Genomic DNA, 20,993 nt, shown 5'->3' with positions numbered 1-20,993 from the left:
GTTTCACTCGGACCGGTGCTGGGTATGAAAGTAGCCGTTCTCGGCGCCGGTGCCTGGGGCACCGCGCTCGCGGGCCATCTGGCCGCGCGGCACGATACGCTTCTGTGGGCGCGCGATGCCGCGCTCATCGCCGGGCTGCAGGCCCGGCACGAAAATTCCCGCTATCTGGACGGCATCGCGCTGCCTGACGCGCTGCGCTACGACGCCGATCTCGGCGCCGCGCTCGCGCATGGCGCCGCGGACGACGCGCTGTGCGTGATCGCCGCGCCGGTGGCCGGGCTGCGCACGCTGTGTCGCGCGATGCGCGACGCGGGCTGCGTGCCTGCGCATATCGTCTGGGTTTGCAAGGGCTTCGAGGCCGACACGCATCTGCTGCCGCACCAGGTGATCGCTGCCGAGCTGCCCGAACAGCAGAGCAACGGCGTGCTGTCGGGCCCGAGCTTCGCGCGCGAGGTCGGGCAGTCGCTGCCCGTCGCGCTGACGGTGGCGAGCACGTCGGCCGAGTGTCGCGAACGCACGCTCGCCGCGTTCCATCACGGCGCCATGCGGATCTATACGGGCGACGACGTGGTCGGCGTCGAGGTCGGCGGCGCGGTGAAGAACGTGCTGGCGATCGCGACCGGCATTGCCGACGGCCTCGGCCTCGGGCTGAACGCGCGCGCCGCGCTGATCACGCGCGGCCTCGCCGAAATGTCGCGGCTCGGCGTCGCGCTCGGCGGCCGCGCGGAAACCTTCACGGGCCTCACGGGCCTCGGCGACCTGATCCTCACCGCGACGGGCGACCTGTCGCGCAACCGCACGGTCGGCCTGCAACTGGCGGCCGGCCGCACGCTGAACGACATCCTCGGTGCGCTCGGCCACGTGGCCGAAGGCGTGCGCTGCGCGCAGGCCGTGCTGGCGCTCGCGCGTGCGCAGTCGATCGAAATGCCGATCACCGAAGCCGTGTGCGGCGTGCTGTTCGACGGCATCGCGCCGCGCGACGCGGTCAGCGGCCTGCTGCGGCGCGACGCGCGCGCCGAGTAGCGCGAACCGGCGCTCGCCGCTGCGGTTGCACCGGGCGCGCGGCGCCAAAGCGGACTACGCTTGAACAGTCTCCGGCGTTCCGGGAGGGTGTCATGCTGCAGATCGGTTCCACCACGCTCGACGCGCAGGTCGTCGACATCACGACGCTCGAAGTCGACGCGATCGTCAACGCGGCGAACGGCTCGCTGCTCGGCGGGGGCGGCGTCGACGGCGCGATCCACCGGGCAGCCGGCCCCGGCCTGCTTGCCGAGTGCCGTACGCTCGGCGGCTGCGACACGGGCGACGCGAAGCTCACGCGCGGCCACGGGCTGCCGGCGCGTTACGTGATCCATGCGGTCGGCCCCGTGTGGTACGGCGGCGGGCGCGGCGAGGCCGACCTGCTCGCGTCGTGCTACCGGCGGGCGATCGAGCTGGCCGAGGAGGTCGCCGCGACGTCGATCGCGTTCCCCGCAATCAGCTGCGGAATCTACCGTTATCCCGTTGAAGAGGCCGTCGGCATCGCGGTCGGCACCGTCGCCGAAATGCTGCCGCAGGCGCCGAGCCTCGCACGCGTGGTGTTCGCGTGCTTCTCCCCCGACATCTACGACCTGTATCGCGTGCGGCTCACGCGGGCCTGAGGCATTCCGCGCGGCGGGTGATGCCCGGCGAGCGTCAGGCGCCACCTTCGAAGCCGGCCTGGCGCCACGCCTCGAATACGACCACCGCGACCGTGTTCGACAGGTTCAGGCTGCGGTTGTCCGGCCGCATCGGCAGGCGCACGCGCTGTTCGTTCGGAAAGCGCTCGAGCAGTTCGGCGGGCAGGCCGCGCGTCTCGGAACCGAACACGAACCAGTCGCCCGGCAGGAACGCATGATCGTGGAAGCGGCCCGAGCCGCGTGTCGTGAACGCGAACATCCGCGCGGGATCGGGTGCCTCGGACGCGACGAATGCGTCCCAGTCGCGGTGCACGCGCATCTGCGCGTACTCGTGATAGTCGAGGCCGGCGCGGCGCATCCGCGCGTCGTCGAGCGGAAAGCCGAGCGGTTCGATCAGGTGCAGGTGCGCGCCCGTATTGGCGCACAGGCGGATCACGTTGCCGGTGTTCGGCGGAATTTCGGGGGCGACGAGGACGACGTTGAACATGTTTCGGTTTGGCTGGGCCGGCCGGGGCGGCGCAACGTGCGCGTTCCCGGCCGGCCGGTTCGTGACGGCAGCGGCCGCGTTGGCGCGGCCGGCCTCCCTATCTAATTAATCCCTGGCGGTGCGCAGCGCAACCAGATTCGTCACGCGCGCGGCGCCCGCCGCCTTCAGCACGTGCGCGGCGGCCGCGAGCGTCGCGCCGGACGTCATCACGTCGTCGACGAGCGCGATGTGGCGACCGGCGACATCACCGGCCACCGCGAACGCCGCCATCACGTTGTCGCGCCGGGCCTGCCGGTCGAGCCGCGACTGCGGTGCCGTGTGGGCGACGCGTGCGAGGAGTGCCGCGTCCGCGCGGACCCCGAGCCGATGTGCGAGCGGACGTGCAATCGCCCACGCCTGGTTGTAGCCGCGTGCGACGAGCCGCCGGTGCGACAGCGGCACCGGCGCGACCAGGTCGAAACCGCTCGCGCCCGGCGTATCGTCGACCAGCCGCGCGAGCCGCGCTGCGAATTCGGCGCCGAGCGCGAGCCGCGCGTGAAACTTCAGGCCGCGCGCGAGCCCGTCGAGCGGCGCGCGGTAATCCGCGAGTGCGAGCGTCGCATCGAACGGCGGCGGGGCGGTGCGGCATGTATCGCACCGATACGCGGCCGGGTGGCCGGCGGCAGTGCGCGCGCCACGGCGCGCATGCGCCTGCCCGACGCCCAGCGGCAGCGCGCAGGCGTCGCAGCGCAATCGCGCTTCATTCCAGTACGCGGCGTCGCAAGCATCGCATATCACGGCGTGTGACAAATTGCCGCACAGTGCGCAGCGATTCGGCAACGCGACTGCGGCGACCTTCGCCGCCAGCACGCGAACCTGCGACAAAACGACGCGCATCGTGCGCTCGGCGGAACTGCGGATCATCGCAACACTCCTGCCACCCCGCCTCAATGAAGCTTCCGGGGCGAGCGAGTATACTTCGGGCTCTTCGCCAGTGTGCCCGACATGTCCCCAGCTTCGACTTCCACCGGCCGTCCGGCCAATGACGCCAGGCGCCTGCGGCGGATCTTCGACCGCCGCGCCGCCACGTTCGACGCGGTCGCGTTCCTGCCGCGCGAGATCGCGCAGCGGATGAACGAGCGTCTCGAATACATCAAGGTGAGCCCCGCGGCCGTGCTCGATGCCGGCTGCGGCCCCGGCGACGACCTGCCGGCGCTGCGTGCGCGCTTTCCGGAAGCCCCCGTGTTCGGCGTCGACCTGTCCGGCGCGATGCTCGCGCGGGCCGGTCAGCGCGAAGTCGAGCAGGCCAGCTGGCGCCGCTGGCTGCCGGCGTCGCTCGGCCGTGCGCTGGGCCAGCGCGGCCCGCGCGTCGCGCAGGCCGATTTCGCCGCGCTGCCGTTCCCGGGCGGCGCATTCGACCTGATCTGGTCGAATCTCGCGCTCCACTGGCATTCACGCCCCGACGCGGTGCTGCCCGAATGGCAGCGCGTGCTGCGCGTGAACGGCCTGCTGATGTTCAGCACGCTCGGCCCCGACACGCTGCGCGAGCTGCGCGCGGCCTGCGCGGATGCCGAAGCGGCGCTCGGCATGGCGCCGCCGGCCGCACGCGTGATCGATTTCGTCGACATGCACGACCTCGGCGACATGCTCGTCGAGAGCGGCTTCGAGATTCCCGTGATGGATCAGGAAGTGCTGACCGTCACCTACAAATCCCCCGATTCCCTGCTGGCCGACGTGCGCCGCTGGGGCGCCTATCCGTTCGAGCGCACGGCGCCGCGGCACGCGACGCGGCGCTTTCGCGCGGCGCTCGGCGACGCGCTGGAGGCGCGCCGGCGCGAGGACGGCACGATTCCGCTGACCTTCGAGGTGATCTACGGCCACGCATGGAAGGCCGTACCGCGCACGACCGCCGAAGGGCACGGGATCGTGCGCATCGAGGATATCGGCAAGGGGCGTCCGAAGAATCGGTAAAGCGGTAAAGAGGGGTTTTGTTATGTCTGAAATTAGCGGCGCGAGGCGCGGTCGAAATGGCGCGAAAAATGGCCGAAAAGCTTGTCGCGCTTGGCTTGGCGGGCGATAGCCGCTTGCTTGTGGATGCCATTGAACCCGCCTATAATGCGTCAGCTTGTCGTCCCGGGGTCCCCGCAATACGGGGCGACGAGTCCGATGCAGGCATGCATCGCATGCCATTCGCGTGAGGCGGCGATGGAAGCAGCGAGGGTTTCGGCGGAGACGACGAACGGCGAGCCGGTTCTCGAAGACTGGCTGATGAAACGCAACTGTTCGGTGTCGCCACGCCAGTTCGTGCTGTTTTACGCGTCGCTCGCGGGCTTCTCGCTGGCGATCGCGACGTTGCTGATGTGGAGAGGGGCCTGGCTCGTCATGCCCTTTACCGGAGTCGAGTTGCTGGCAGTGGGTGTCGCATTTGCGATCTATGCTCGCCATGCGGTCGACTACGAGCGCATCAGGCTGTATCCGCATCGGCTCGTGATCGAGCGGATGGATGCGGAGCGGCTCACGCAGATCGAATTCAACCCGCGCTGGGTGCGGGTCGAGCCGGGTGCGACGCCACGCGATCCGATTCGGCTGGTATCGCGCGGGCAGACCGTCGTAATCGGGCAGCATCTCGCGCAGTACAAGCGCGCGCAGTTCGCCGACGAACTGCGCGTGTCGCTCAGGCGCTGCGGCTGACGAGGCGCGGGCACCGGCCGGGAACAGGCCGGCGGCTTGCGACGGGGGAGGGTTTGAATGGAAATTTTGGGTAAGGATGCTATGAAAACAATCAAGCGAGCCCTCGCGGGCGTGCTGGCATGCAGCGGATTGCTCTTTGCCGGTGCGGCCCTGGCGGTCGGTGATAGCCCGGGCGGCCCCCGTGTCAACGAGATCAACTTTCAGCCGCCTGTCACGAAGATCGCCGAGGAGCTCTACGATCTCCACACGATGATGCTGATCCTGTGTACGGTGATCTTCGTCGGCGTGTTCGGCGTGATGTTCTATTCGATCTTCGCGCACCGCAAATCCAAGGGCCACAAGGCCGCCAATTTCCATGAAAGCACGACCGTCGAGATCATCTGGACGATCGTGCCGTTCGTCATCGTCGTGCTGATGGCGCTGCCGGCGACGAAGGCCGTCGTCGCGATGAAGGACACGACGAACGCCGATCTCACGATCAAGGTCACCGGCTACCAGTGGAAGTGGGGCTACGACTACGTGAAGGGCCCGGGCGAGGGCATCGGCTTCCTGTCGACGCTGACCACTCCGCGTGACGAAGTGATGGGCAAGAAGCCGATCACCGACACCTATCTGCAGGAAGTCGACAACCCGCTCGTCGTGCCGGTCAACAAGAAGATCCGCATCATCACGACCGCGAACGACGTCGTCCACTCGTGGTACGTGCCGGCGTTCGGCGTGAAGCAGGATGCGATCCCCGGCTTCGTGCGCGACACGTGGTTCAAGGCCGACAAGGTCGGTACGTTCCGCGGTTTCTGTACCGAGCTGTGCGGCAAGGAACACGCGTACATGCCGGTCGTGGTCGAAGTGCTGTCGGACGACGACTACGCGAAGTGGGTTACCGCGCAGAAGGCCAAGCTGGCCAGCGCGGCGGTCGACCCGAACAAGGTCTACACGATGGCCGAACTCGTCGCGCACGGCGAGGAAGTCTACAAGGCGAACTGCGCGGCCTGCCACCAGGTGAGCGGCAAGGGCCTCGGCGCGTTCCCGGCCATGGACGGCAGCCCGATCGTGAACGGCCCGATCGCCGCGCACGTCGAGCGCGTGCTGCACGGCAAGGGCGCGATGCCGTCGTGGGCGTCGCTGTCGGACCTCGACATCGCTTCGGTCGTCACGTACGAACGCAACTCGTGGGGCAACCACAAGAACGACCTGCTGCAGCCGAAGCAAGTGGCTGACGCGCGCAACGGCAAGATGCCGGAAGACACGGCAGGCGCGGCAGCCGCTCCGGCGGAAGCGGCTTCGGCACCGGCGCAAGCCGCGTCGGGCGCCGCCGAGCAGCCGGCTGCAGCGGCATCGGCCGCGCTGTCGACGATCTACTTCGAAACGGGCAAGAGCGTGCTGCCGGCCGACGCGAAAGCGGCGATCGCCGCCGCAGTCGACTATGCGAAGGCACATCCGGACGCGAAGCTGGCACTGTCGGGCTTCACCGACAAGACGGGCTCGGCCGACGCAAACGCCGAACTGGCGAAGCATCGTGCACAGGCCGTGCGCGACGCGCTGAAGGCTGCAGGCGTGGCGGAAGACCACATCATCATGAAAAAGCCGGAAACGATCACGGGCGGGGCTGACGCCAAGGAAGCCCGGCGTGTCGAGATCGGTCCGGCGGCTTGACGTGTCGCTGAGTTAGTCGACGTATTCGCATTAGGAGATTCTCATGTCTAGCATCGGGCACGACGTAGCCGCGGACCACGCGCACGACGACCACGCGCACGAAATGCCGCACGGCTGGCGTCGCTGGCTGTTCGCCACCAACCACAAGGACATCGGTACGCTGTACCTGCTGTTCTCGTTCATCATGTTCCTGTCGGGCGGCGTGATGGCGCTCGGCATCCGTGCCGAGCTGTTCGAGCCGGGCCTGCAGATCATGCGTCCGGAGTTCTTCAACGAACTCACGACGATGCACGGCCTGATCATGGTGTTCGGCGCGATCATGCCGGCGTTCGTCGGCTTCGCGAACTGGATGATTCCGCTGCAGATCGGCGCATCCGACATGGCGTTCGCGCGGATGAACAACTTCAGCTTCTGGCTGCTGCCGGTCGCGGCCGTGCTGCTGGTCGGCTCGTTCTTCGCGCCGGGCGGCGCGACGGCCGCCGGCTGGACGCTGTATGCACCGCTGTCGACGCAGATGGGCCCGGGCATGGACTTCGCGATCTTCGCGGTCCACATCATGGGCGCGTCGTCGATCATGGGCGGGATCAACATCGTCGTGACGATCCTGAACATGCGCGCACCGGGCATGACGCTGATGAAGATGCCGATGTTCGCGTGGACGTGGCTGATCACCGCGTACCTGCTGATTGCCGTGATGCCGGTCCTGGCAGGCGCGATCACGATGGTGCTGTTCGACCGCCACTTCGGCACGTCGTTCTTCAACGCGGCAGGCGGCGGCGATCCGGTGATGTACCAGCACATCTTCTGGTTCTTCGGCCACCCCGAGGTGTACATCATGATTCTGCCGGCGTTCGGGATCGTGTCGCAGGTGATCCCGGCGTTCGCACGCAAGACGCTGTTCGGCTATAGCTCGATGGTGTACGCGACGGCATCGATCGCGATCCTGTCGTTCATGGTCTGGGCGCACCACATGTTCGCAACGGGCATGCCGGTCACCGGCCAGCTGTTCTTCATGTACGCGACGATGCTGATCGCGGTGCCGACGGGCGTGAAGGTGTTCAACTGGCTCGCGACGATGTGGCGCGGCTCGATGACGTTCGAAACCCCGATGCTGTTCGCGATCGGCTTCCTGTTCGTGTTCACGTTCGGCGGCCTGACGGGCCTGATGCTCGCGATGGCGCCGCTCGACATCCAGTATCACGGTACCTACTTCGTGGTGGCGCACTTCCACTACGTGCTGGTGGCCGGCTCGTTGTTCGCGCTGTTCTCGGGCTGGTACTACTGGGCGCCGAAGTGGACGGGCTGGATGTACAACGAGACGCGCGGCAAGATCCACTTCTGGGCGTCGATGATCTTCTTCAACCTGACGTTCTTCCCGATGCACTTCGTCGGTCTCGCGGGCATGCCGCGCCGCTATGCGGACTACCCGGCGCAGTTCACGGACTTCAACCAGGTCGCGACGATCGGCGCATTCGGCTTCGGCCTCGCGCAGGTGTACTTCCTGTTCGCAGTCGCGCTGCCGGCCTACCGTGGCGGCGGCGAGCTGGAAAAGGCGTCGGACAAGCCGTGGGATGGCGCGACGGGCCTCGAGTGGACGGTGCCGAGCCCGGCTCCGTTCCACACGTTCGAGCAACCGCCGCACGTCGAGTAAGTTGCACAGTGCGCTCCGCCGCTGCCTGCCGTGCAGGCAGGCGCGGCGGGCGCGGAACTGAAGTTTCAGCGAAGTTTCAGATGACCCGGAATCCACAAGAAAGACGAACGCCCGAGCAGATTCGCGCGGGCAACAAGCGGCTCGGCCTCATCCTGCTCGTCATCGCCGCCGTTTTCTTTGTGGGTGTCGTGATCAAGCAGTGGTGGCTGTCCACTCACTGATGCAGTAACTGACGCAGTAGCGAGGAAGTAGTCGTATGTCGAAGCCGGAAGAGGGCGCCGTCGATCGCGCGTTCAATCGTTCGATGCTGGTGAAGCTCTTTGTCGTGGCCGCGCTGATGTTCGGTTTCGGCTTCGCGCTGATCCCGATGTATCGGGCGATCTGCCAGATCACCGGCATCAACAACCTGGTGCAGCGCGACGTCAGCGAGCGCGAGGTGAAGAACTCGCAGGTCGACACCAGCCGTACGGTGTCGGTCGAGTTCGATGCGAACGCGCGCGGGCCGCTCGGTTTCAAGCCGGAGCACAACAGCCTCGACGTGCATCCGGGCGAACTGACGACGATCGTGTACGACGTGACGAACGGGCAGGGCCGGCCGGTCGTGGCGCAGGCGATTCCGAGCTACGCGCCGAAGCAGGCGACGGAGTTTTTCAAGAAGATCGAGTGCTTTTGCTTCACGCAGCAGACGCTGGCCGCGAACGAGTCGCGCAAGATGCCGGTGGTGTTCGTGATCGATCCGAAACTGCCGAAGGACGTGAAGACGATCACGCTGTCGTACACGTTCTTCGAGCTGAATACGCCGGCCACGCCGGCGCCGGCGCAGCGGAGTACCGCGGCGCAGGGCGCGGCGAAGCCGGACGCATGACGACGGAGGCGGGGCGATGACGGAAGTCAAGCGGAGCGGGACGTTCGGCCAGGCGCTGAAAGCGGTGCTCTGGTCGTTCTTCGGGGTGCGCAAGCGGCGCGACCTGGAGGCCGATGCGACGCAGCTCAATCCGCTGCACGTGCTGATCGTCGCGTTGCTCGCGGCCGGCATGTTCATCGGCGTGCTGATCCTGATCGTGCGTGCCGTCGTGGGTTGAGGCGCGCGGCCAGCGGCCAGCGGCTAGAGCGGCCGGCGGCCACGAAAGAATGCAGTGCGCGGCGCCACGGTGCTGCGCGCAGGAAAGAGCGGTGCAGTCGTGCCGCGCAAGAAATAAAGCCGGAGCGGTTTCCGGTACACAAATTGGACAGAAGTGGAGAATCAAGCATGAGCGGTCAAAACCAGACCCCGTACTATTTCGTGCCGCATCCGTCGCACCATCCGATCAGTGCAGCCATCGGCCTGCTGGTCATGCTCGGATCGGCGGCGCTGTGGATCAACGGTCACGACTGGGCGCCGTTTACGGCGCTGCTCGGCCTGCTGTGGTTGCTCTTCACGCTGTATCACTGGTTCGGCGACGCGATCGCCGAATCGGAAGGCGGTCATTACGGCAAGAACGTCGACAAGTCGTACCGCTGGAGCATGAGCTGGTTCATCTTCTCGGAAGTGATGTTCTTCGGCGCGTTCTTCGGCGCACTGTTCTATGCACGTGAAATCGCGCTGCACCAGCTCGGCAGCCTCGACTACAAGCTGATCTGGCCGGATTTCTCCGCCGTGTGGCCGAACGAAGGCCCCGCCGCGCTCGCCGGTCACTTCAAGACGATGGGCCCGTGGCCGGTCCCGACGCTGAACACCGCGTTCCTGCTGTCGTCGGGCGTGACGCTGACGATCTCGCACCACGCACTGCGTGACGATCATCGCAAGAAGGCGATCGCCTGGCTGGCCGCGACGCTCGTGTTCGGTATCTGCTTCCTGTTCCTGCAGGGCTTCGAGTACTACCACGCGTACAACGAACTGAACCTGACGCTGAACTCGGGCGTGTACGGTTCGACGTTCTTCCTGCTGACCGGCTTCCACGGCTTCCACGTGTTCCTCGGCGGCACGATGCTCGCGGTGGTGCTGGTGCGGATGATCCGCGGCCACTTCAAGCCCGATCATCACTTCGCATTCGAAGGCGCCGCGTGGTACTGGCACTTCGTCGACGTCGTCTGGCTCGGCCTGTACGTCGTCGTCTACTGGCTGTAAATGGAACAACGGCCCGCGCAGCAATGCGCGGGCCGTTTTCATTGGTGTCGCCGGGCAGCGCCGCTGCCTGCCGATACCACCCTGGCGCCGCCGCGACTCAGTCAGGCGGCGCTTTTGCTTGGTGGCGCGGCCATGCGGCGAAATGTCACAGCGGCGGCCGCGGCAACGGCATCAACGCCCGATCGGCAGTCCGGTCGAATGGATCCAGCCCATCCAGTTCGCAACCAGGATGAGCAGGAACAGCGACACCGACAGCCCGACGCGGGTGGCGAGCGACCAGACCATGCGCTTCGTGTGGCCGCGGTCGTGCATCATGAAGTAGAGCGCCGAGCCCATGCTGGCAATGATGAGGACGAAGGCGATGGGAACGAGTATGTGCATGACGCGAACCGGACGACGGCAATTCGAAAGGAAGAGGATAATTATCGCACTTCGCTTTCGCGCAGGTGCCGGGCGGGCCGCATGATGAAGATCCGCTGGCTGCCCGCGCTGCTGATCCTCGTCGTCGTCGCCGTCACGATCCGGCTCGGGTTCTGGCAGCGCGACCGCGCGCACCAGAAGGAAGCGCTGCAGGCGAGCATCGCGCGCTACGAGCAGGCGGTGCCCGTCGACGTCGGCGCGCAGCCGATGCCGCTCGCGTCGATCGAGTTTCATCGCGTGCGGGCCAGGGGCCGGTTCCTGCCCGAGCAGGCGGTGTTCCTCGACAATCGGCCGTATAACGACCAGCCGGGTTTTTACGTCGTGATGCCGTTTAAACTCACGGGCGGCGGCGTCGTGCTCGTGAACCGCGGCTGGCTGCCGCGCAATATTGCCGATCGCACGGCGATCGAGCCGTTCGCGACGCCGGCGGGCGACGTCGAGATCGTCGGCATCGCGCGTGCCGACGCATCGCGTGCGTTCGAGCTCGGCGAAGGCGGGTCGGCCGCGCACCAGAAGATCCGGCAGAACCTGGACGTCGCCGCGTATGCGAAGGAAACGGGGCTGCCGCTGCAGCCGTTCGTGATCCAGCAGACGAGCGACGACGGCGACAAGCTCGTGCGCGACTGGCCGGCGGCGACGACCGGCGTCGAGCGCAATTACGGTTACATGTTTCAGTGGTGGGCGATGGCGGCGGCCGCGCTCGGCTTCGGCCTGTACGCCGCGCGGCGTGCGGCGAAGAAGTCGGCCGGCGCATGAGCGCCATCCCAGGACGCGGCGCCGGCGCCGCGGGTTCGTTTCGAGAGGTCTGATTTGTCCATGCAATCTTCCCGTCAGGGTCCGGCCGCTGCGCCGATCTCGCCTGCGGCCCGCAAGCGCGGCCGCTGGATGCTCGTGCTGCTGGGTCTCGTGTGCGCCGCACCGATGATCGCGTCGTACTTCACCTATTACGTGATCAAGCCGAAGGGCGGGTCGACGAACTACGGCACGCTGATCGAGCCGCAGCGCCCGATCCCGGCCGATCTGCAGGTGACCGACGAAACCGGCAAGACGGTGCCGCTGTCGTCGCTGCGCGGCGTGTGGCTGTTCGTGATGACCGACCGCAGCGCGTGCGACGACGCGTGCGCGCAGAAGCTCTATTTCATGCGCCAGATCCGCGTCACGCAGGCGGGCGAGCGGCACCGGATCACGATGGTGTGGCTGCGCAGCGACGCAGGCGCGACGCCGCAGAAGGTGCTGGATGCTTATCCGGACACGCGCCGGCTCGTCGCCGATCCGGCCGCGGTGGCCGCATGGCTGCCGGCCGACGCCGGCACGAAGGACAGCGACCACATCTACATGGTCGATCCGAACGGCAACCTGATGATGCGTTTCCCGAAAGACCCGAATCCCAGCAAGATCAAGTCGGACGTGACGAAGCTGCTGAAGTGGTCGAGCATCGGTTAAGGCGAGAGAACGAGGCACCATTCCGATGTCGTATCTACTGCAACTCGGCCTGATCGGCTTCTGCATCGCGCTGCTGCCGCTGTCGTACGTGTGGGTGAAGGCCGACGACGACAAGTTTCGCAAGCTGGTGTGGATCACCACGTTCCTGACGCTCGACCTCGTGATGTTCGGCGGCTTCACGCGCCTGACCGATTCGGGGCTCGGCTGCCCCGACTGGCCCGGCTGCTACGGCACGTCGTCGCCGTTCATCGCGCACGCCGCGATCTCGGCCGCGCACCAGGCGATGCCGACGGGGCCGGTCAGCATGACGAAGGCGTGGATCGAGATGATCCACCGCTATTTCGCGATGGCGATCGGCGTGCTGATCATCGCGCAGGTCGTGATCGCGTGGGTCGCGCGCCTGCGCCGCCGCCCGCTGCACGTGTCGCCGTGGTGGCCGACGAGCCTGCTGCTGCTGATCCTCGTGCAGGGTGCGTTCGGCGCGTGGACGGTCACGATGAAGCTGCAGCCGGTGATCGTCACGATCCACCTGCTGCTCGGCCTCATGCTGCTCGGCACGCTCGGCTGGCTCGCGGCGCGGCAGACCCCGCTGCCGTCGTATGACCCGGAGGCCGGGCGCTTCCGTGCGGCCGCGCTCGCGGCGCTCGTGCTGCTGGTCGTGCAGATCGCGCTCGGCGGCTGGGTGAGCACCAACTACGCGGTGCTCGCGTGTACCGACTTCCCGACCTGCAACGGCCAGTGGATCCCGCCGATGGATTTCCAGCACGGCTTCCATCTGTGGCGCGCGCTCGGGATGACGAAGGACGGCGACGCGATCACGCAGGACGCGCTGGTCGCGATCCACTGGACGCACCGCACGTTCGCGTTCGTCGTGGTCGCGTACCTGGTCGCGTTCGCGCTGAAGATGCGCCGCTTCGAATCGCTGCGGCGGCCCGCGAACGGCGTGCTGCTGGTCGTGCTGCTGCAGTTCGTGACGGGCCTGACCAACATCGTGCTGCAGTGGCCGCTGCCGGTCGCCGTCGCGCACAACGGCGGGGCCGCGGTCCTGCTGCTGCTCGTCGTCATGTTAAACTTTCGCATCCTTTCAAGCCGCCCCGGCCGTGTCGCGCAGCCTGCGCGCGACGCCGCCCCGGCGTGACCGTCCCCATGCAAAGCACCCTCTCCCAATCGCCCGGTAGCCGCTTCTCCCAGTACATGGCGCTGACGAAGCCGCGTGTCACGCAGCTCGCGGTGTTCTGCGCGGTGATCGGCATGTTCCTCGCGACGCCGGGCATGGTGCCTTGGCATGTGCTGATCGGCGGCACGGTCGGCATCTGGCTGCTGGCCGGCGCCGCGTTCGCGATCAACTGCCTCGTCGAACAGAAGATCGACGCGATGATGCGCCGTACCGCGTGGCGCCCGTCCGCGCGCGGCGAGATCACGACGCCGCAGATCCTGCTGTTCTCGGCCGTGCTCGGCAGCGTCGGCGCTTGGACGCTCTATACGTTCACGAACCCGCTGACGATGTGGCTGACGATCGCGACGTTCGTCGGCTACGCGGTGATCTACACGCTGCTGCTCAAGCCGATGACGCCGCAGAACATCGTGATCGGCGGCGCGTCGGGCGCGATGCCGCCGGCGCTCGGCTGGGCCGCCGTCACCGGCGCGGTGCCGGGCGACGCGTGGATCCTCGTGCTGATCATCTTCGTGTGGACGCCGCCGCATTTCTGGGTGCTCGCGCTCTATCGCCGCAAGGATTACGAGAACGCGGGGCTGCCGATGCTGCCCGTCACGCACGGCGAGAAATTCACGCGGCTGCACATCCTGCTGTACACGGTGATCCTGTTCGCCGTCACGCTGATGCCGTTCATCTCCGGGATGAGCGGGGCCGTCTACCTGACGAGCGCGGTGCTGCTCGGCGCGGTGTTCCTCGCGTATGCGTGGAAGATCCACCGCGACTATTCGGACGAACTTGCCCGCAAGGCCTTCCGCTACTCGATCGTCTACCTGTCGCTGCTGTTCGCCGCGCTGCTCGTCGATCACTACGCACGCCCGCTGCTCGGCGTGTAACCGCACGGTTTGAACGCAATGCTCCATTCACGGTTCGGGCGCCGCGCGCGCCAAGGCTGGATGCTCGCGTGCGCATTCACGGCAGCGCTGCTGCTCGCCGGATGCGACAACGCGCCGAAATTCCAGAATCTCGACATCACCGGCAACACGCAGTTCGGCAGCGATTTCTCGCTGCCCGATACGGCCGGCAAGGTGCGTACGCTCGCCGATTTCAAGGGTAAGGCCGTCGTGATGTTCTTCGGCTATACGCACTGCCCGGACGTGTGCCCGACGACGATGGCCGAGTTGTCCGAAGCGCTGAAGCAGCTCGGGCCCGATGCCGCGAAGCGCGTGCAGGTGCTGTTCGTCACCATCGATCCGGAGCGCGACACGCCGGCGCTGCTCGGCCAGTACGTGCCCGCGTTCGACCCGTCGTTCGTCGGCCTGCGGCCGGCCGACGAAGCGGCGCTGAAGAAGGTCACGAAGGATTTCCGCGTGTACTACGCGAAGGTGCCCGGCAAGACGCCCGACAGCTACACGATGGATCACACGGCCGCGAGCTATGTGTTCGACCGCGACGGCAAGCTGCGCCTGTTCGTGCGCGACGGCCAGGGTCCCGCCCCGTGGGTCCACGACCTGAAGCTGCTGGTCGGCTGACCGGCAGCCGCCGGGCGCACGGCCCGGCGATCACGTGACGGCCAACCCGCGCCGTCACGCTTTCCCTCCTTTCCCGTTGTCTGCACGCGCTGCCCGCCGGGCGGCGCGTTTGCCTGCGCGCGTGATGCGCCGGCGTCGCGTTACGGCAGCGCCGGCACGTTGAAGCCGGACGCCGCGCGCGTGATCCGGAATTCGGTCACGCGATACGTCGCGAGCCCTTCGGTGACGAACGGGTCGGTCTCGAGGATCGCGTCGAGTTCGTCGCGATCGATGCGGGCCGCGAGGATCACGCCGCCTTCGCGCGGCACCTTCGGCCCCGCCGCGATGAAGATGCCCTTGTCGAACTGCGGCTGCAGATACGCGCGGTGGCGTTCGAGCGCGTCGTCGATGCGCTCGAGCGACGCGGTGTAGTGGATGTCGATGACGTACATGGATGGCCCTGGATGACGCCGGCGCGTGGCGCGCCGGTCAGCCGGTCTTTGTAGCACAGCGGATCGCGGCTGTCGCGCCGGCGCGGCCCGTCGTGCGCCGGTTCGCCATGCGGGCGTGTATTCAAGTTGTAAGCCTCGTTGCCGTAAATAAATGAGCAACCGTTTGCGCGGGACAGGCCGTTCGCGCGCATCGACATCGACAGAGGCACGCAGATGAGCAAAATGAGTTTGAACCGCAAGCTGTGGCTCGCGCTTGCGCTGGTATGGATCGGTCTCCTGGGCGTCGGCGCATGGAGCGCGTACGAGACGCGCGCGACGATGCTCGCCGAACGCAAGGCAGGCATCGCGAATCTCGTCGATTCCGCGGCCGGCATCGTGAAGGCGTATCACGCGCTCGCGCAGAGCGGCACGCTGCCCGAGGCCGACGCGAAGCGCGATGCGCTCGCTCGTCTCGCCGCGATGCGCTACGGCGATTCGGGCTACGTATTCGTGATGGACTCGAAGCCGGTCGTGCTGATGCACCCGACGCTGCCGAAGCTCGTCGACACGCAGGTCGGCGACTATCTCGATCCGGACGGCAAGCCGCTGTTCGTGACGATCCTGAACGCCGCGAAGGCGACCGGCAGCGGTTTCGCCGAATACCGCGGGCGGCTGCCGCACAGCGAGACGGCCGTGCCGAAGATCAGCTATGTCACGCGGTTCGCGCCGTGGGACTGGAACATCTCGAGCGGCGTGTTCCTGAAGGACATCGATACCCTCTATTACCGGACGCTTCTGGGCCACCTCGCGGTGGTGTTCGTGATCGGCTTCGTGATCAGCGCGGCGATGCTGGTGATCATCCGCAACGTCCGCGGCAGCCTCGGCGGCGAACCCGACGAAGCGGCCGCGCTCGCGGCGCGCATCGCACAGGGCGACCTGACGCAGCCGGTGCCGGTGCGCGCGGGCGACCGCACGAGCATGATGGCCGCGATGCACGACATGCAGGCGCGGCTGCAGGCGACGATCGGCGGGATCCGCCAGTCGGCCGAATCGATCGCGTCGGCGAGCCGCCAGATCTCGGCCGGCAACGACGACCTGTCGCAGCGTACCGAGGAGCAGGCCGCGTCGCTGGAAGAAACGGCCGCGAGCATGGAGCAGCTGACCGCGACCGTGAAGCAGAACGCCGACAACGCACGGCAGGCGAGCGGGCTCGCGAACAACGCATCGGACATCGCGCGCACCGGCAGCGACGTCGTGAACCGCGTGATCGGCACGATGGGCGAGATCGACGACAGTTCGCGCAAGATCGCCGACATCATCGGCGTGATCGAGGGCATCGCATTCCAGACCAACATCCTGGCGCTGAACGCGGCGGTCGAGGCCGCGCGCGCGGGCGAGCAGGGCCGCGGGTTCGCGGTGGTCGCGGGCGAAGTGCGTTCGCTCGCGCAGCGCAGTGCGACGGCCGCCAAGGAGATCCGCGAGCTGATCGTCGACTCGGTCGAGCGCGTGCGCAACGGCTCGACGCTGGTCGGCCAGGCCGGCACGACGATGGGCGAGATCCTGCAGGCCGTCGCGCGCGTGACCGACATCATGGGCGAGATCGCGGCCGCGTCCGAGGAGCAGGCGAGCGGCATCACGCAGGTCGGGCGCGCGGTCACGCAGATGGACCAGGTGACGCAGCAGAACGCGGCGCTCGTCGAGGAGGCCGCCGCGGCCGCCGCGTCGCTGCAGGAACAGGCCGCGCGGCTGCGCGACGCGGTCGGCGCGTTCCGGGTCCGCGACACCGGCGGGCTGGCGCTGCGTCGGACCGGCGGGCAGGCGGCCGACGAGGCGGTAGCGATGTGACGCGGGCCGGCCGAGGCGCGGCACGCCAGAAACGCAACTAACGGACGAGTCGTGCAGCGACCGGCAGCACCGCTGCGGTGCATACCCATATGAGCGGGATGTATTTCACTTCCCGCTGATCCTGTGACACCATTTGCCCCTTCCTGCGAGTCGGGGCTTACCCGTATCGCGCCCCATTTCAGTCAAGCAAGAAAGCGAGAAACAGATGAAGCGTCGCAGTCTCCTGAAGGTATTTTCCGTGCTGGCCACCGGCGCCGCGCTGACGCTGTCGGCAGGCGCGCACGCCGAAGACAAGGTGATCAAGGTCGGCACGGTCGCGGGCCCGGATTCGGAAGTGTGGCAGCTCGTGCAGAAGGTCGCGAAGGAGAAGGAAGGCCTGAACGTGAAGGTCATCGAGTTCAACGACTACGTGCAGCCGAATGCGGCGCTCGACTCGGGCGACCTCGACGCGAACAGCTTCCAGCACCAGCCCTACCTCGACAGCCAGGTGAAACAGCGCGGCTACAAGATCGTCAGCGCGGGCCTGACCTACATCTCGCCGATCGGCGTGTACTCGAAGAAGTTCAAGGCGCTGAAGGACCTGCCGCAAGGCGCGAAGATCGCGGTGCCGAACGATCCGTCGAACGAGAACCGCGCGCTGCTGCTGCTGCAGACGCAAGGCGTGATCAAGCTGAAGGCCGGCGCCGGCACGGGCGGCAACAACGCGACGGTGCTCGACATCGCCGAGAACCCGAAGAAGCTGAAGATCTCCGAACTCGACGCCGCGCAGCTGCCGCGCGTGCTGTCGGACGTCGACGCCGCCGTGATCAACACGAACTACGCGCTGGCCGCGAACCTGCAGCCGACCAAGGACGCGATCGCGCTCGAAGCGCTGACGAGCCCGTATGCGAACCTGATCGCCGTGCGCGCGAAGGACAAGGATCAGCCGTGGGTGAAGAAGCTGGTCAAGGCGTACCAGTCGCCGGAAGTGAAGGAATTCATCAAGAAGCAGTTCAAGGGCTCGATGGTCGCGTCGTTCTGAACGCGATCGGGCGACCGAACGAAGGCCTGCATATATGCAGGCCTTTTTTTATGTGCGATCGGGGTGCTTTCGAGATTCAGGAGCAGCTTGAAGATTACACGCCGCAATGGCATTGGCGCTCATGGATAAAAGCCGTTTGATAACGGTTCGTCACGTTCATATGGCGAGTGTGCACGGCCGCTCCAATTCGGAATCGGTATGCACATTCTCTCTTCGGCATCCCGCCGCGTCCCGTCGTTGTTCACGCCGAGCCGAATAACGATTCTTTTCGCGTGAAATTCCGCCATCGTTGCGGTGCGATCAGCCAATCGATCGGCCGGGTTTGTCGGCACGGTAACCGTATGTCTTCGTTAGACTAAAAAGCAGTTTTAAAAATTATGAACGAGGACGCTGAATGGATGCTGTCGGGAAATTGAATGGGGCTTGCCATTATTATGGGATGGTCAATTTGACTGCGGGAGAACTGTTCTTCTGGATCATGGTCGACGAAACGATGAATCAGTTGGGCGTCGATGATGCCGTGTCGGTTGGCATGATCTTGCTTGGTAGAAATAATTTGCCGACCAGGACAAAGCCGATCGGCGCGATACAGGGAACTTCGCTTGCAAGCAAATACTCTAGAAGAGTTTTTCAAAAGGCTCAATTCCCGTTTGGTTTGAAATTGCCAACACTGGTGGGCGGCCCGGTGAGAAATTTGAAAATCAGGTTGGCCAGAAACATCGGAACCTTTGCAGGAAGAACGATCCCCGTGCTGGGTTGGGTAATTCTTGCAAGGGATATTTCCATTATTGCTGGCAAGACGGTGGCTCACTACAATAGAGTTGCAACAGAGGAGGATGGGCTATGGTAGATCTTGAGAAGGAGGTGATTGAATTTATAAGGAAAAAGTCCGGATTCTCTATATCGTTCATGGCTGATGAGATAACGGAAAGTACAGATTTGGATCTGGACTTGGATTTTGACGATTGTGAGGTCGAGGATCTGATGCGGGAGTATTCGATGAAATTCAATGTTGATATAAGTGGATTCGATATAAAAAAGTATTATCCGGAGGACGATTCTTCGTTTCTTGACTTGATCAATCCATTTAAGAAAAAAGTGATCCATCGTGTACCGGATCTGAATATTCGAATGCTGATCGCATCGGCAAAAGCGGGACGCTGGCTCTACGACTGACTGCTCACCGGGTTTGCCTGCGGCCTGAGGGGGGCGCCGTGCGGCGTTGATGCAAGCATCGCGCAGCCCCTTTTTTCATATCGGTGCGCGTGAAGGCGGGGCGACGGCGCGGCGTCCGCCGCCCGTTCACATCTCCCCGCGCCGCGAGCAGATCGACATGATCTGCTGGATCGCGTAGTTGTCGCGCACGCCCGGCAGCGACTGCACGACGCACTCGTGAAAGCGCCGTTCGCGCGGCAGCAGCATCGCGTTGTTGCGGTACAGCGCGTCGCAGGAGCGCTGGATCAGCTGCGCCGCCGCGCCGTTGCGGCTTTCGCGCAGCGCATTGAGCATGCAGTTGTCGTATTGCTCGCTGCCGTCGGTCAGCGCGAATGCCGCACCGGGCAGCGCCAGCGCGACGGCCGCGAATGCGATGGCTCGGATTCCCCGTTTCATCTGCTCTCCGATGGAGTGGATTGGGTCGGCCGACAGCATAACGTAAAGCCGCGAGCGCGGCTGACGCGTTGGCCGGCGCGGGCCGGAGCCGCCGCCGGACGGGCCTTGCGCGCGTTCTCCGACCCCGGCGAGGGCCGCGATCCGGCGTGTCTGGCGAAAGCAGGTAGTCAGGCGGTGGTCTGCGGAAATGGTATCCTCGTGCGTTCGCCGCCGCACGCTTTCCCGGAGCGTGCGCGGGCCGCTCGCCGCGTCTCGTACGTGCGGCGGCGCCCGCCCGACGGCGGCGGGAATCCATCATCCAGAACCAACACAATACGGGGGAGACACACCCATGCAGCGTTTCAAGAATTTCGCCATCCGTTCGATCACGGCCGGCGTCGCCGCACTCGCGCTGGCAGGCGCCGCGCATGCACAGACCGTCAAGGTGCTGTCGATCGTCGACCATCCGGCACTCGATGCGATCCGCGACGGCGTGCGCGCCGAACTGAAGGCGGAAGGTTACGGCGACGACAAGCTCAAGTGGGAATACCAGAGCGCGCAGGGCAACACGGGCACGGCCGCGCAGATCGCGCGCAAGTTCGTCGGCGACAAGCCCGACGTGATCGTCGCGATCGCGACGCCGGCCGCGCAGTCGGTCGTTGCCGCGACGAAGAGCGTGCCGGTCGTCTATTCGGGCGTCACCGATCCGGTCGCCGCGCAGCTCGTGAAAGGCTGGGGCCCGTCGGGCACCAACGTGACGGGCGTATCCGACAAGCTGCCGCTCGATCGCCAGGTCGCGCTGATCAAGCGCGTCGTGCCGAATGCGAAGACGGTCGGCATGGTCTACAACCCGGGCGAGGCGAACTCGGTCGTCGTCGTGAAGGAGCTCAAGGAGATCCTCGCGAAGCAGGGCATGACGCTGAAGGAAGCGGCCGCGCCGCGTACCGTCGACATCGGCCCGGCCGCGAAGAGCCTGATCGGCAAGGTCGACGTGATCTACACGAACACCGACAACAACGTCGTGTCCGCGTACGAAGCGCTCGTGAAGGTCGCGAACGAGGCGAAGATCCCGCTCGTCGCGGGCGACACCGACAGCGTGAAGCGCGGCGGCATCGCGGCGCTCGGCATCAACTACGGCGACCTCGGCCGCCAGACGGGCAAGGTCGTCGCGCGGATCCTGAAGGGCGAGAAGCCGGGCGCGATCGCATCGGAGACGAGCAGCAACCTCGAACTGTTCGCGAATACGGGCGCGGCCGCGAAGCAGGGCGTCACGCTGGCGCCGGATCTCGTGAAGGAAGCGAAGACGGTCATCAAGTAAGCGGCCGACCGCCGCGCTTGCAGGCCCGATCCGGG

25 protein-coding genes are annotated in these 20,993 nt (G+C 66.1%); 20 read left to right on the top strand and 5 right to left on the bottom strand.

What is annotated here, in order from left to right:
- The first annotated feature begins 24 nt into the window (after positions 1-24).
- A complete protein-coding gene (locus tag DIE03_RS16660; protein ID WP_124452155.1) occupies positions 25-1,023 on the top strand; it encodes an NAD(P)H-dependent glycerol-3-phosphate dehydrogenase in 999 nt (332 codons plus the stop codon).
- Between the two features lie 92 nt (positions 1,024-1,115).
- Positions 1,116-1,640 carry an O-acetyl-ADP-ribose deacetylase gene (locus DIE03_RS16655; RefSeq protein WP_124452153.1) on the top strand — a complete coding sequence of 175 codons (525 nt, stop codon included), beginning with the start codon at positions 1,116-1,118 and terminating at the stop codon, positions 1,638-1,640.
- Positions 1,641-1,674: 34 nt separating this feature from the next.
- Here DIE03_RS16655 and trmL read toward each other — a convergent pair whose 3' ends face one another.
- The gene (gene trmL, locus DIE03_RS16650) at positions 1,675-2,145 is read right to left on the bottom strand and encodes a tRNA (uridine(34)/cytosine(34)/5-carboxymethylaminomethyluridine(34)-2'-O)-methyltransferase TrmL (RefSeq protein WP_124452151.1); all 471 of its coding nucleotides are present in this window, start codon (positions 2,143-2,145) and stop codon (positions 1,675-1,677) included.
- A 105-nt stretch (positions 2,146-2,250) separates the two neighbouring features.
- Entirely contained in the window at positions 2,251-3,048 is a 798-nt protein-coding gene (locus DIE03_RS16645; RefSeq protein ID WP_124452149.1) for a ComF family protein, read from the bottom strand.
- 81 nt (positions 3,049-3,129) lie between these two features.
- Between DIE03_RS16645 and DIE03_RS16640 the strand changes: the two genes are divergently transcribed.
- From DIE03_RS16640 to DIE03_RS16610, 8 genes are all read left to right on the top strand, one after another.
- Positions 3,130-4,095 (top strand): methyltransferase domain-containing protein, encoded by a 966-nt coding sequence (locus DIE03_RS16640; protein WP_124452147.1) that lies wholly within the window; start codon positions 3,130-3,132, stop codon positions 4,093-4,095.
- A gap of 195 nt (positions 4,096-4,290) precedes the next feature.
- Entirely contained in the window at positions 4,291-4,815 is a 525-nt protein-coding gene (locus tag DIE03_RS16635; protein ID WP_124452145.1) for a DUF2244 domain-containing protein, read from the top strand.
- A 57-nt stretch (positions 4,816-4,872) separates the two neighbouring features.
- Positions 4,873-6,468, top strand: a complete 1,596-nt coding sequence (coxB, locus tag DIE03_RS16630; protein WP_124452143.1) for a cytochrome c oxidase subunit II — start codon at positions 4,873-4,875, stop codon at positions 6,466-6,468.
- A gap of 43 nt (positions 6,469-6,511) precedes the next feature.
- Positions 6,512-8,119, top strand: coding sequence for a cytochrome c oxidase subunit I (ctaD, locus tag DIE03_RS16625; protein WP_021163746.1), 1,608 nt, complete (start codon positions 6,512-6,514; stop codon positions 8,117-8,119).
- Between the two features lie 80 nt (positions 8,120-8,199).
- Positions 8,200-8,340: a cytochrome oxidase small assembly protein gene (locus tag DIE03_RS38310; protein ID WP_034179107.1), complete on the top strand. Its 141-nt coding sequence runs from the start codon at positions 8,200-8,202 to the stop codon at positions 8,338-8,340.
- Positions 8,341-8,375: 35 nt separating this feature from the next.
- Positions 8,376-8,984, top strand: a complete 609-nt coding sequence (locus DIE03_RS16620; protein ID WP_124452141.1) for a cytochrome c oxidase assembly protein — start codon at positions 8,376-8,378, stop codon at positions 8,982-8,984.
- Between the two features lie 16 nt (positions 8,985-9,000).
- Positions 9,001-9,201: a DUF2970 domain-containing protein gene (locus DIE03_RS16615; RefSeq protein WP_124452139.1), complete on the top strand. Its 201-nt coding sequence runs from the start codon at positions 9,001-9,003 to the stop codon at positions 9,199-9,201.
- Positions 9,202-9,368: 167 nt separating this feature from the next.
- The gene (locus DIE03_RS16610) at positions 9,369-10,226 is read left to right on the top strand and encodes a cytochrome c oxidase subunit 3 (RefSeq protein WP_124452137.1); all 858 of its coding nucleotides are present in this window, start codon (positions 9,369-9,371) and stop codon (positions 10,224-10,226) included.
- 171 nt (positions 10,227-10,397) lie between these two features.
- Here the strand turns inward: DIE03_RS16610 and DIE03_RS16605 are convergent, their stop codons facing one another.
- A complete protein-coding gene (locus DIE03_RS16605; RefSeq protein ID WP_059688661.1) occupies positions 10,398-10,607 on the bottom strand; it encodes a twin transmembrane helix small protein in 210 nt (69 codons plus the stop codon).
- A gap of 84 nt (positions 10,608-10,691) precedes the next feature.
- On the opposite strand from DIE03_RS16605, the gene DIE03_RS16600 reads away from it, so the two are divergent.
- From DIE03_RS16600 to DIE03_RS16580, 5 genes are read left to right on the top strand one after another with little or no spacing between them, the layout of a single operon-like run.
- Entirely contained in the window at positions 10,692-11,402 is a 711-nt protein-coding gene (locus tag DIE03_RS16600) for an SURF1 family protein (protein ID WP_260434902.1), read from the top strand.
- A gap of 60 nt (positions 11,403-11,462) precedes the next feature.
- On the top strand, positions 11,463-12,089 hold the full coding sequence (locus DIE03_RS16595) for a cytochrome C oxidase subunit I (RefSeq protein WP_124452134.1): 627 nt from the start codon (positions 11,463-11,465) through the stop codon (positions 12,087-12,089).
- A 25-nt stretch (positions 12,090-12,114) separates the two neighbouring features.
- Entirely contained in the window at positions 12,115-13,227 is a 1,113-nt protein-coding gene (locus DIE03_RS16590; protein ID WP_124452132.1) for a heme A synthase, read from the top strand.
- An 8-nt stretch (positions 13,228-13,235) separates the two neighbouring features.
- A complete protein-coding gene (gene cyoE, locus DIE03_RS16585) occupies positions 13,236-14,138 on the top strand; it encodes a heme o synthase (protein WP_006477738.1) in 903 nt (300 codons plus the stop codon).
- An 18-nt stretch (positions 14,139-14,156) separates the two neighbouring features.
- Positions 14,157-14,774 carry an SCO family protein gene (locus DIE03_RS16580; RefSeq protein ID WP_124452130.1) on the top strand — a complete coding sequence of 206 codons (618 nt, stop codon included), beginning with the start codon at positions 14,157-14,159 and terminating at the stop codon, positions 14,772-14,774.
- 140 nt (positions 14,775-14,914) lie between these two features.
- Here DIE03_RS16580 and DIE03_RS16575 read toward each other — a convergent pair whose 3' ends face one another.
- Positions 14,915-15,205, bottom strand: coding sequence for a YciI family protein (locus DIE03_RS16575; protein ID WP_006477740.1), 291 nt, complete (start codon positions 15,203-15,205; stop codon positions 14,915-14,917).
- Between the two features lie 213 nt (positions 15,206-15,418).
- Here DIE03_RS16575 and DIE03_RS16570 point away from each other — a divergent pair, with 213 nt between their 5' ends.
- From DIE03_RS16570 to DIE03_RS16555, 4 genes are all read left to right on the top strand, one after another.
- Positions 15,419-17,029 (top strand): methyl-accepting chemotaxis protein, encoded by a 1,611-nt coding sequence (locus DIE03_RS16570; RefSeq protein WP_124452128.1) that lies wholly within the window; start codon positions 15,419-15,421, stop codon positions 17,027-17,029.
- A 205-nt stretch (positions 17,030-17,234) separates the two neighbouring features.
- A complete protein-coding gene (locus tag DIE03_RS16565; RefSeq protein WP_124452126.1) occupies positions 17,235-18,050 on the top strand; it encodes a MetQ/NlpA family ABC transporter substrate-binding protein in 816 nt (271 codons plus the stop codon).
- Between the two features lie 394 nt (positions 18,051-18,444).
- Complete coding sequence (locus DIE03_RS16560; protein ID WP_124452124.1) at positions 18,445-18,900, top strand: STM2901 family protein; 456 nt, start codon at positions 18,445-18,447, stop codon at positions 18,898-18,900.
- Positions 18,894-19,226, top strand: a complete 333-nt coding sequence (locus tag DIE03_RS16555) for a DUF1493 family protein (protein ID WP_124452122.1) — start codon at positions 18,894-18,896, stop codon at positions 19,224-19,226. The genes DIE03_RS16560 and DIE03_RS16555 overlap by 7 nt, the downstream gene beginning before the upstream one ends.
- Positions 19,227-19,352: 126 nt before the next feature.
- On the opposite strand, the gene DIE03_RS16550 is transcribed toward DIE03_RS16555, so the two are convergent.
- Positions 19,353-19,661: a VF_A0006 family four-cysteine protein gene (locus tag DIE03_RS16550; RefSeq protein ID WP_124452120.1), complete on the bottom strand. Its 309-nt coding sequence runs from the start codon at positions 19,659-19,661 to the stop codon at positions 19,353-19,355.
- Between the two features lie 331 nt (positions 19,662-19,992).
- Between DIE03_RS16550 and DIE03_RS16545 the strand changes: the two genes are divergently transcribed.
- A complete protein-coding gene (locus DIE03_RS16545) occupies positions 19,993-20,958 on the top strand; it encodes an ABC transporter substrate-binding protein (RefSeq protein WP_124452118.1) in 966 nt (321 codons plus the stop codon).
- Positions 20,959-20,993: the final 35 nt, after the last annotated feature.

The organism is Burkholderia sp. Bp8992 (assembly GCF_003853705.1).
Classification (GTDB): Bacteria; Pseudomonadota; Gammaproteobacteria; order Burkholderiales; family Burkholderiaceae; genus Burkholderia.
This window is presented reverse-complemented; position numbering and strand designations above follow the sequence as displayed.

What these genes read in the sequence shown, in the direction of transcription:
- DIE03_RS16660 (WP_124452155.1), top strand. Translation starts at nt 25, where the DNA reads ATGAAAGTAGCCGTTCTCGGCGCCGGTGCCTGGGGCACCGCGCTCGCG.
- DIE03_RS16655 (WP_124452153.1), top strand. Translation starts at nt 1,116, where the DNA reads ATGCTGCAGATCGGTTCCACCACGCTCGACGCGCAGGTCGTCGACATC.
- trmL (WP_124452151.1), bottom strand. Translation starts at nt 2,145, where the DNA reads ATGTTCAACGTCGTCCTCGTCGCCCCCGAAATTCCGCCGAACACCGGC.
- DIE03_RS16645 (WP_124452149.1), bottom strand. Translation starts at nt 3,048, where the DNA reads ATGATCCGCAGTTCCGCCGAGCGCACGATGCGCGTCGTTTTGTCGCAG.
- DIE03_RS16640 (WP_124452147.1), top strand. Translation starts at nt 3,130, where the DNA reads ATGTCCCCAGCTTCGACTTCCACCGGCCGTCCGGCCAATGACGCCAGG.
- DIE03_RS16635 (WP_124452145.1), top strand. Translation starts at nt 4,291, where the DNA reads ATGCAGGCATGCATCGCATGCCATTCGCGTGAGGCGGCGATGGAAGCA.
- coxB (WP_124452143.1), top strand. Translation starts at nt 4,873, where the DNA reads ATGGAAATTTTGGGTAAGGATGCTATGAAAACAATCAAGCGAGCCCTC.
- ctaD (WP_021163746.1), top strand. Translation starts at nt 6,512, where the DNA reads ATGTCTAGCATCGGGCACGACGTAGCCGCGGACCACGCGCACGACGAC.
- DIE03_RS38310 (WP_034179107.1), top strand. Translation starts at nt 8,200, where the DNA reads ATGACCCGGAATCCACAAGAAAGACGAACGCCCGAGCAGATTCGCGCG.
- DIE03_RS16620 (WP_124452141.1), top strand. Translation starts at nt 8,376, where the DNA reads ATGTCGAAGCCGGAAGAGGGCGCCGTCGATCGCGCGTTCAATCGTTCG.
- DIE03_RS16615 (WP_124452139.1), top strand. Translation starts at nt 9,001, where the DNA reads ATGACGGAAGTCAAGCGGAGCGGGACGTTCGGCCAGGCGCTGAAAGCG.
- DIE03_RS16610 (WP_124452137.1), top strand. Translation starts at nt 9,369, where the DNA reads ATGAGCGGTCAAAACCAGACCCCGTACTATTTCGTGCCGCATCCGTCG.
- DIE03_RS16605 (WP_059688661.1), bottom strand. Translation starts at nt 10,607, where the DNA reads ATGCACATACTCGTTCCCATCGCCTTCGTCCTCATCATTGCCAGCATG.
- DIE03_RS16600 (WP_260434902.1), top strand. Translation starts at nt 10,692, where the DNA reads ATGAAGATCCGCTGGCTGCCCGCGCTGCTGATCCTCGTCGTCGTCGCC.
- DIE03_RS16595 (WP_124452134.1), top strand. Translation starts at nt 11,463, where the DNA reads ATGCAATCTTCCCGTCAGGGTCCGGCCGCTGCGCCGATCTCGCCTGCG.
- DIE03_RS16590 (WP_124452132.1), top strand. Translation starts at nt 12,115, where the DNA reads ATGTCGTATCTACTGCAACTCGGCCTGATCGGCTTCTGCATCGCGCTG.
- cyoE (WP_006477738.1), top strand. Translation starts at nt 13,236, where the DNA reads ATGCAAAGCACCCTCTCCCAATCGCCCGGTAGCCGCTTCTCCCAGTAC.
- DIE03_RS16580 (WP_124452130.1), top strand. Translation starts at nt 14,157, where the DNA reads ATGCTCCATTCACGGTTCGGGCGCCGCGCGCGCCAAGGCTGGATGCTC.
- DIE03_RS16575 (WP_006477740.1), bottom strand. Translation starts at nt 15,205, where the DNA reads ATGTACGTCATCGACATCCACTACACCGCGTCGCTCGAGCGCATCGAC.
- DIE03_RS16570 (WP_124452128.1), top strand. Translation starts at nt 15,419, where the DNA reads ATGAGCAAAATGAGTTTGAACCGCAAGCTGTGGCTCGCGCTTGCGCTG.
- DIE03_RS16565 (WP_124452126.1), top strand. Translation starts at nt 17,235, where the DNA reads ATGAAGCGTCGCAGTCTCCTGAAGGTATTTTCCGTGCTGGCCACCGGC.
- DIE03_RS16560 (WP_124452124.1), top strand. Translation starts at nt 18,445, where the DNA reads ATGGATGCTGTCGGGAAATTGAATGGGGCTTGCCATTATTATGGGATG.
- DIE03_RS16555 (WP_124452122.1), top strand. Translation starts at nt 18,894, where the DNA reads ATGGTAGATCTTGAGAAGGAGGTGATTGAATTTATAAGGAAAAAGTCC.
- DIE03_RS16550 (WP_124452120.1), bottom strand. Translation starts at nt 19,661, where the DNA reads ATGAAACGGGGAATCCGAGCCATCGCATTCGCGGCCGTCGCGCTGGCG.
- DIE03_RS16545 (WP_124452118.1), top strand. Translation starts at nt 19,993, where the DNA reads ATGCAGCGTTTCAAGAATTTCGCCATCCGTTCGATCACGGCCGGCGTC.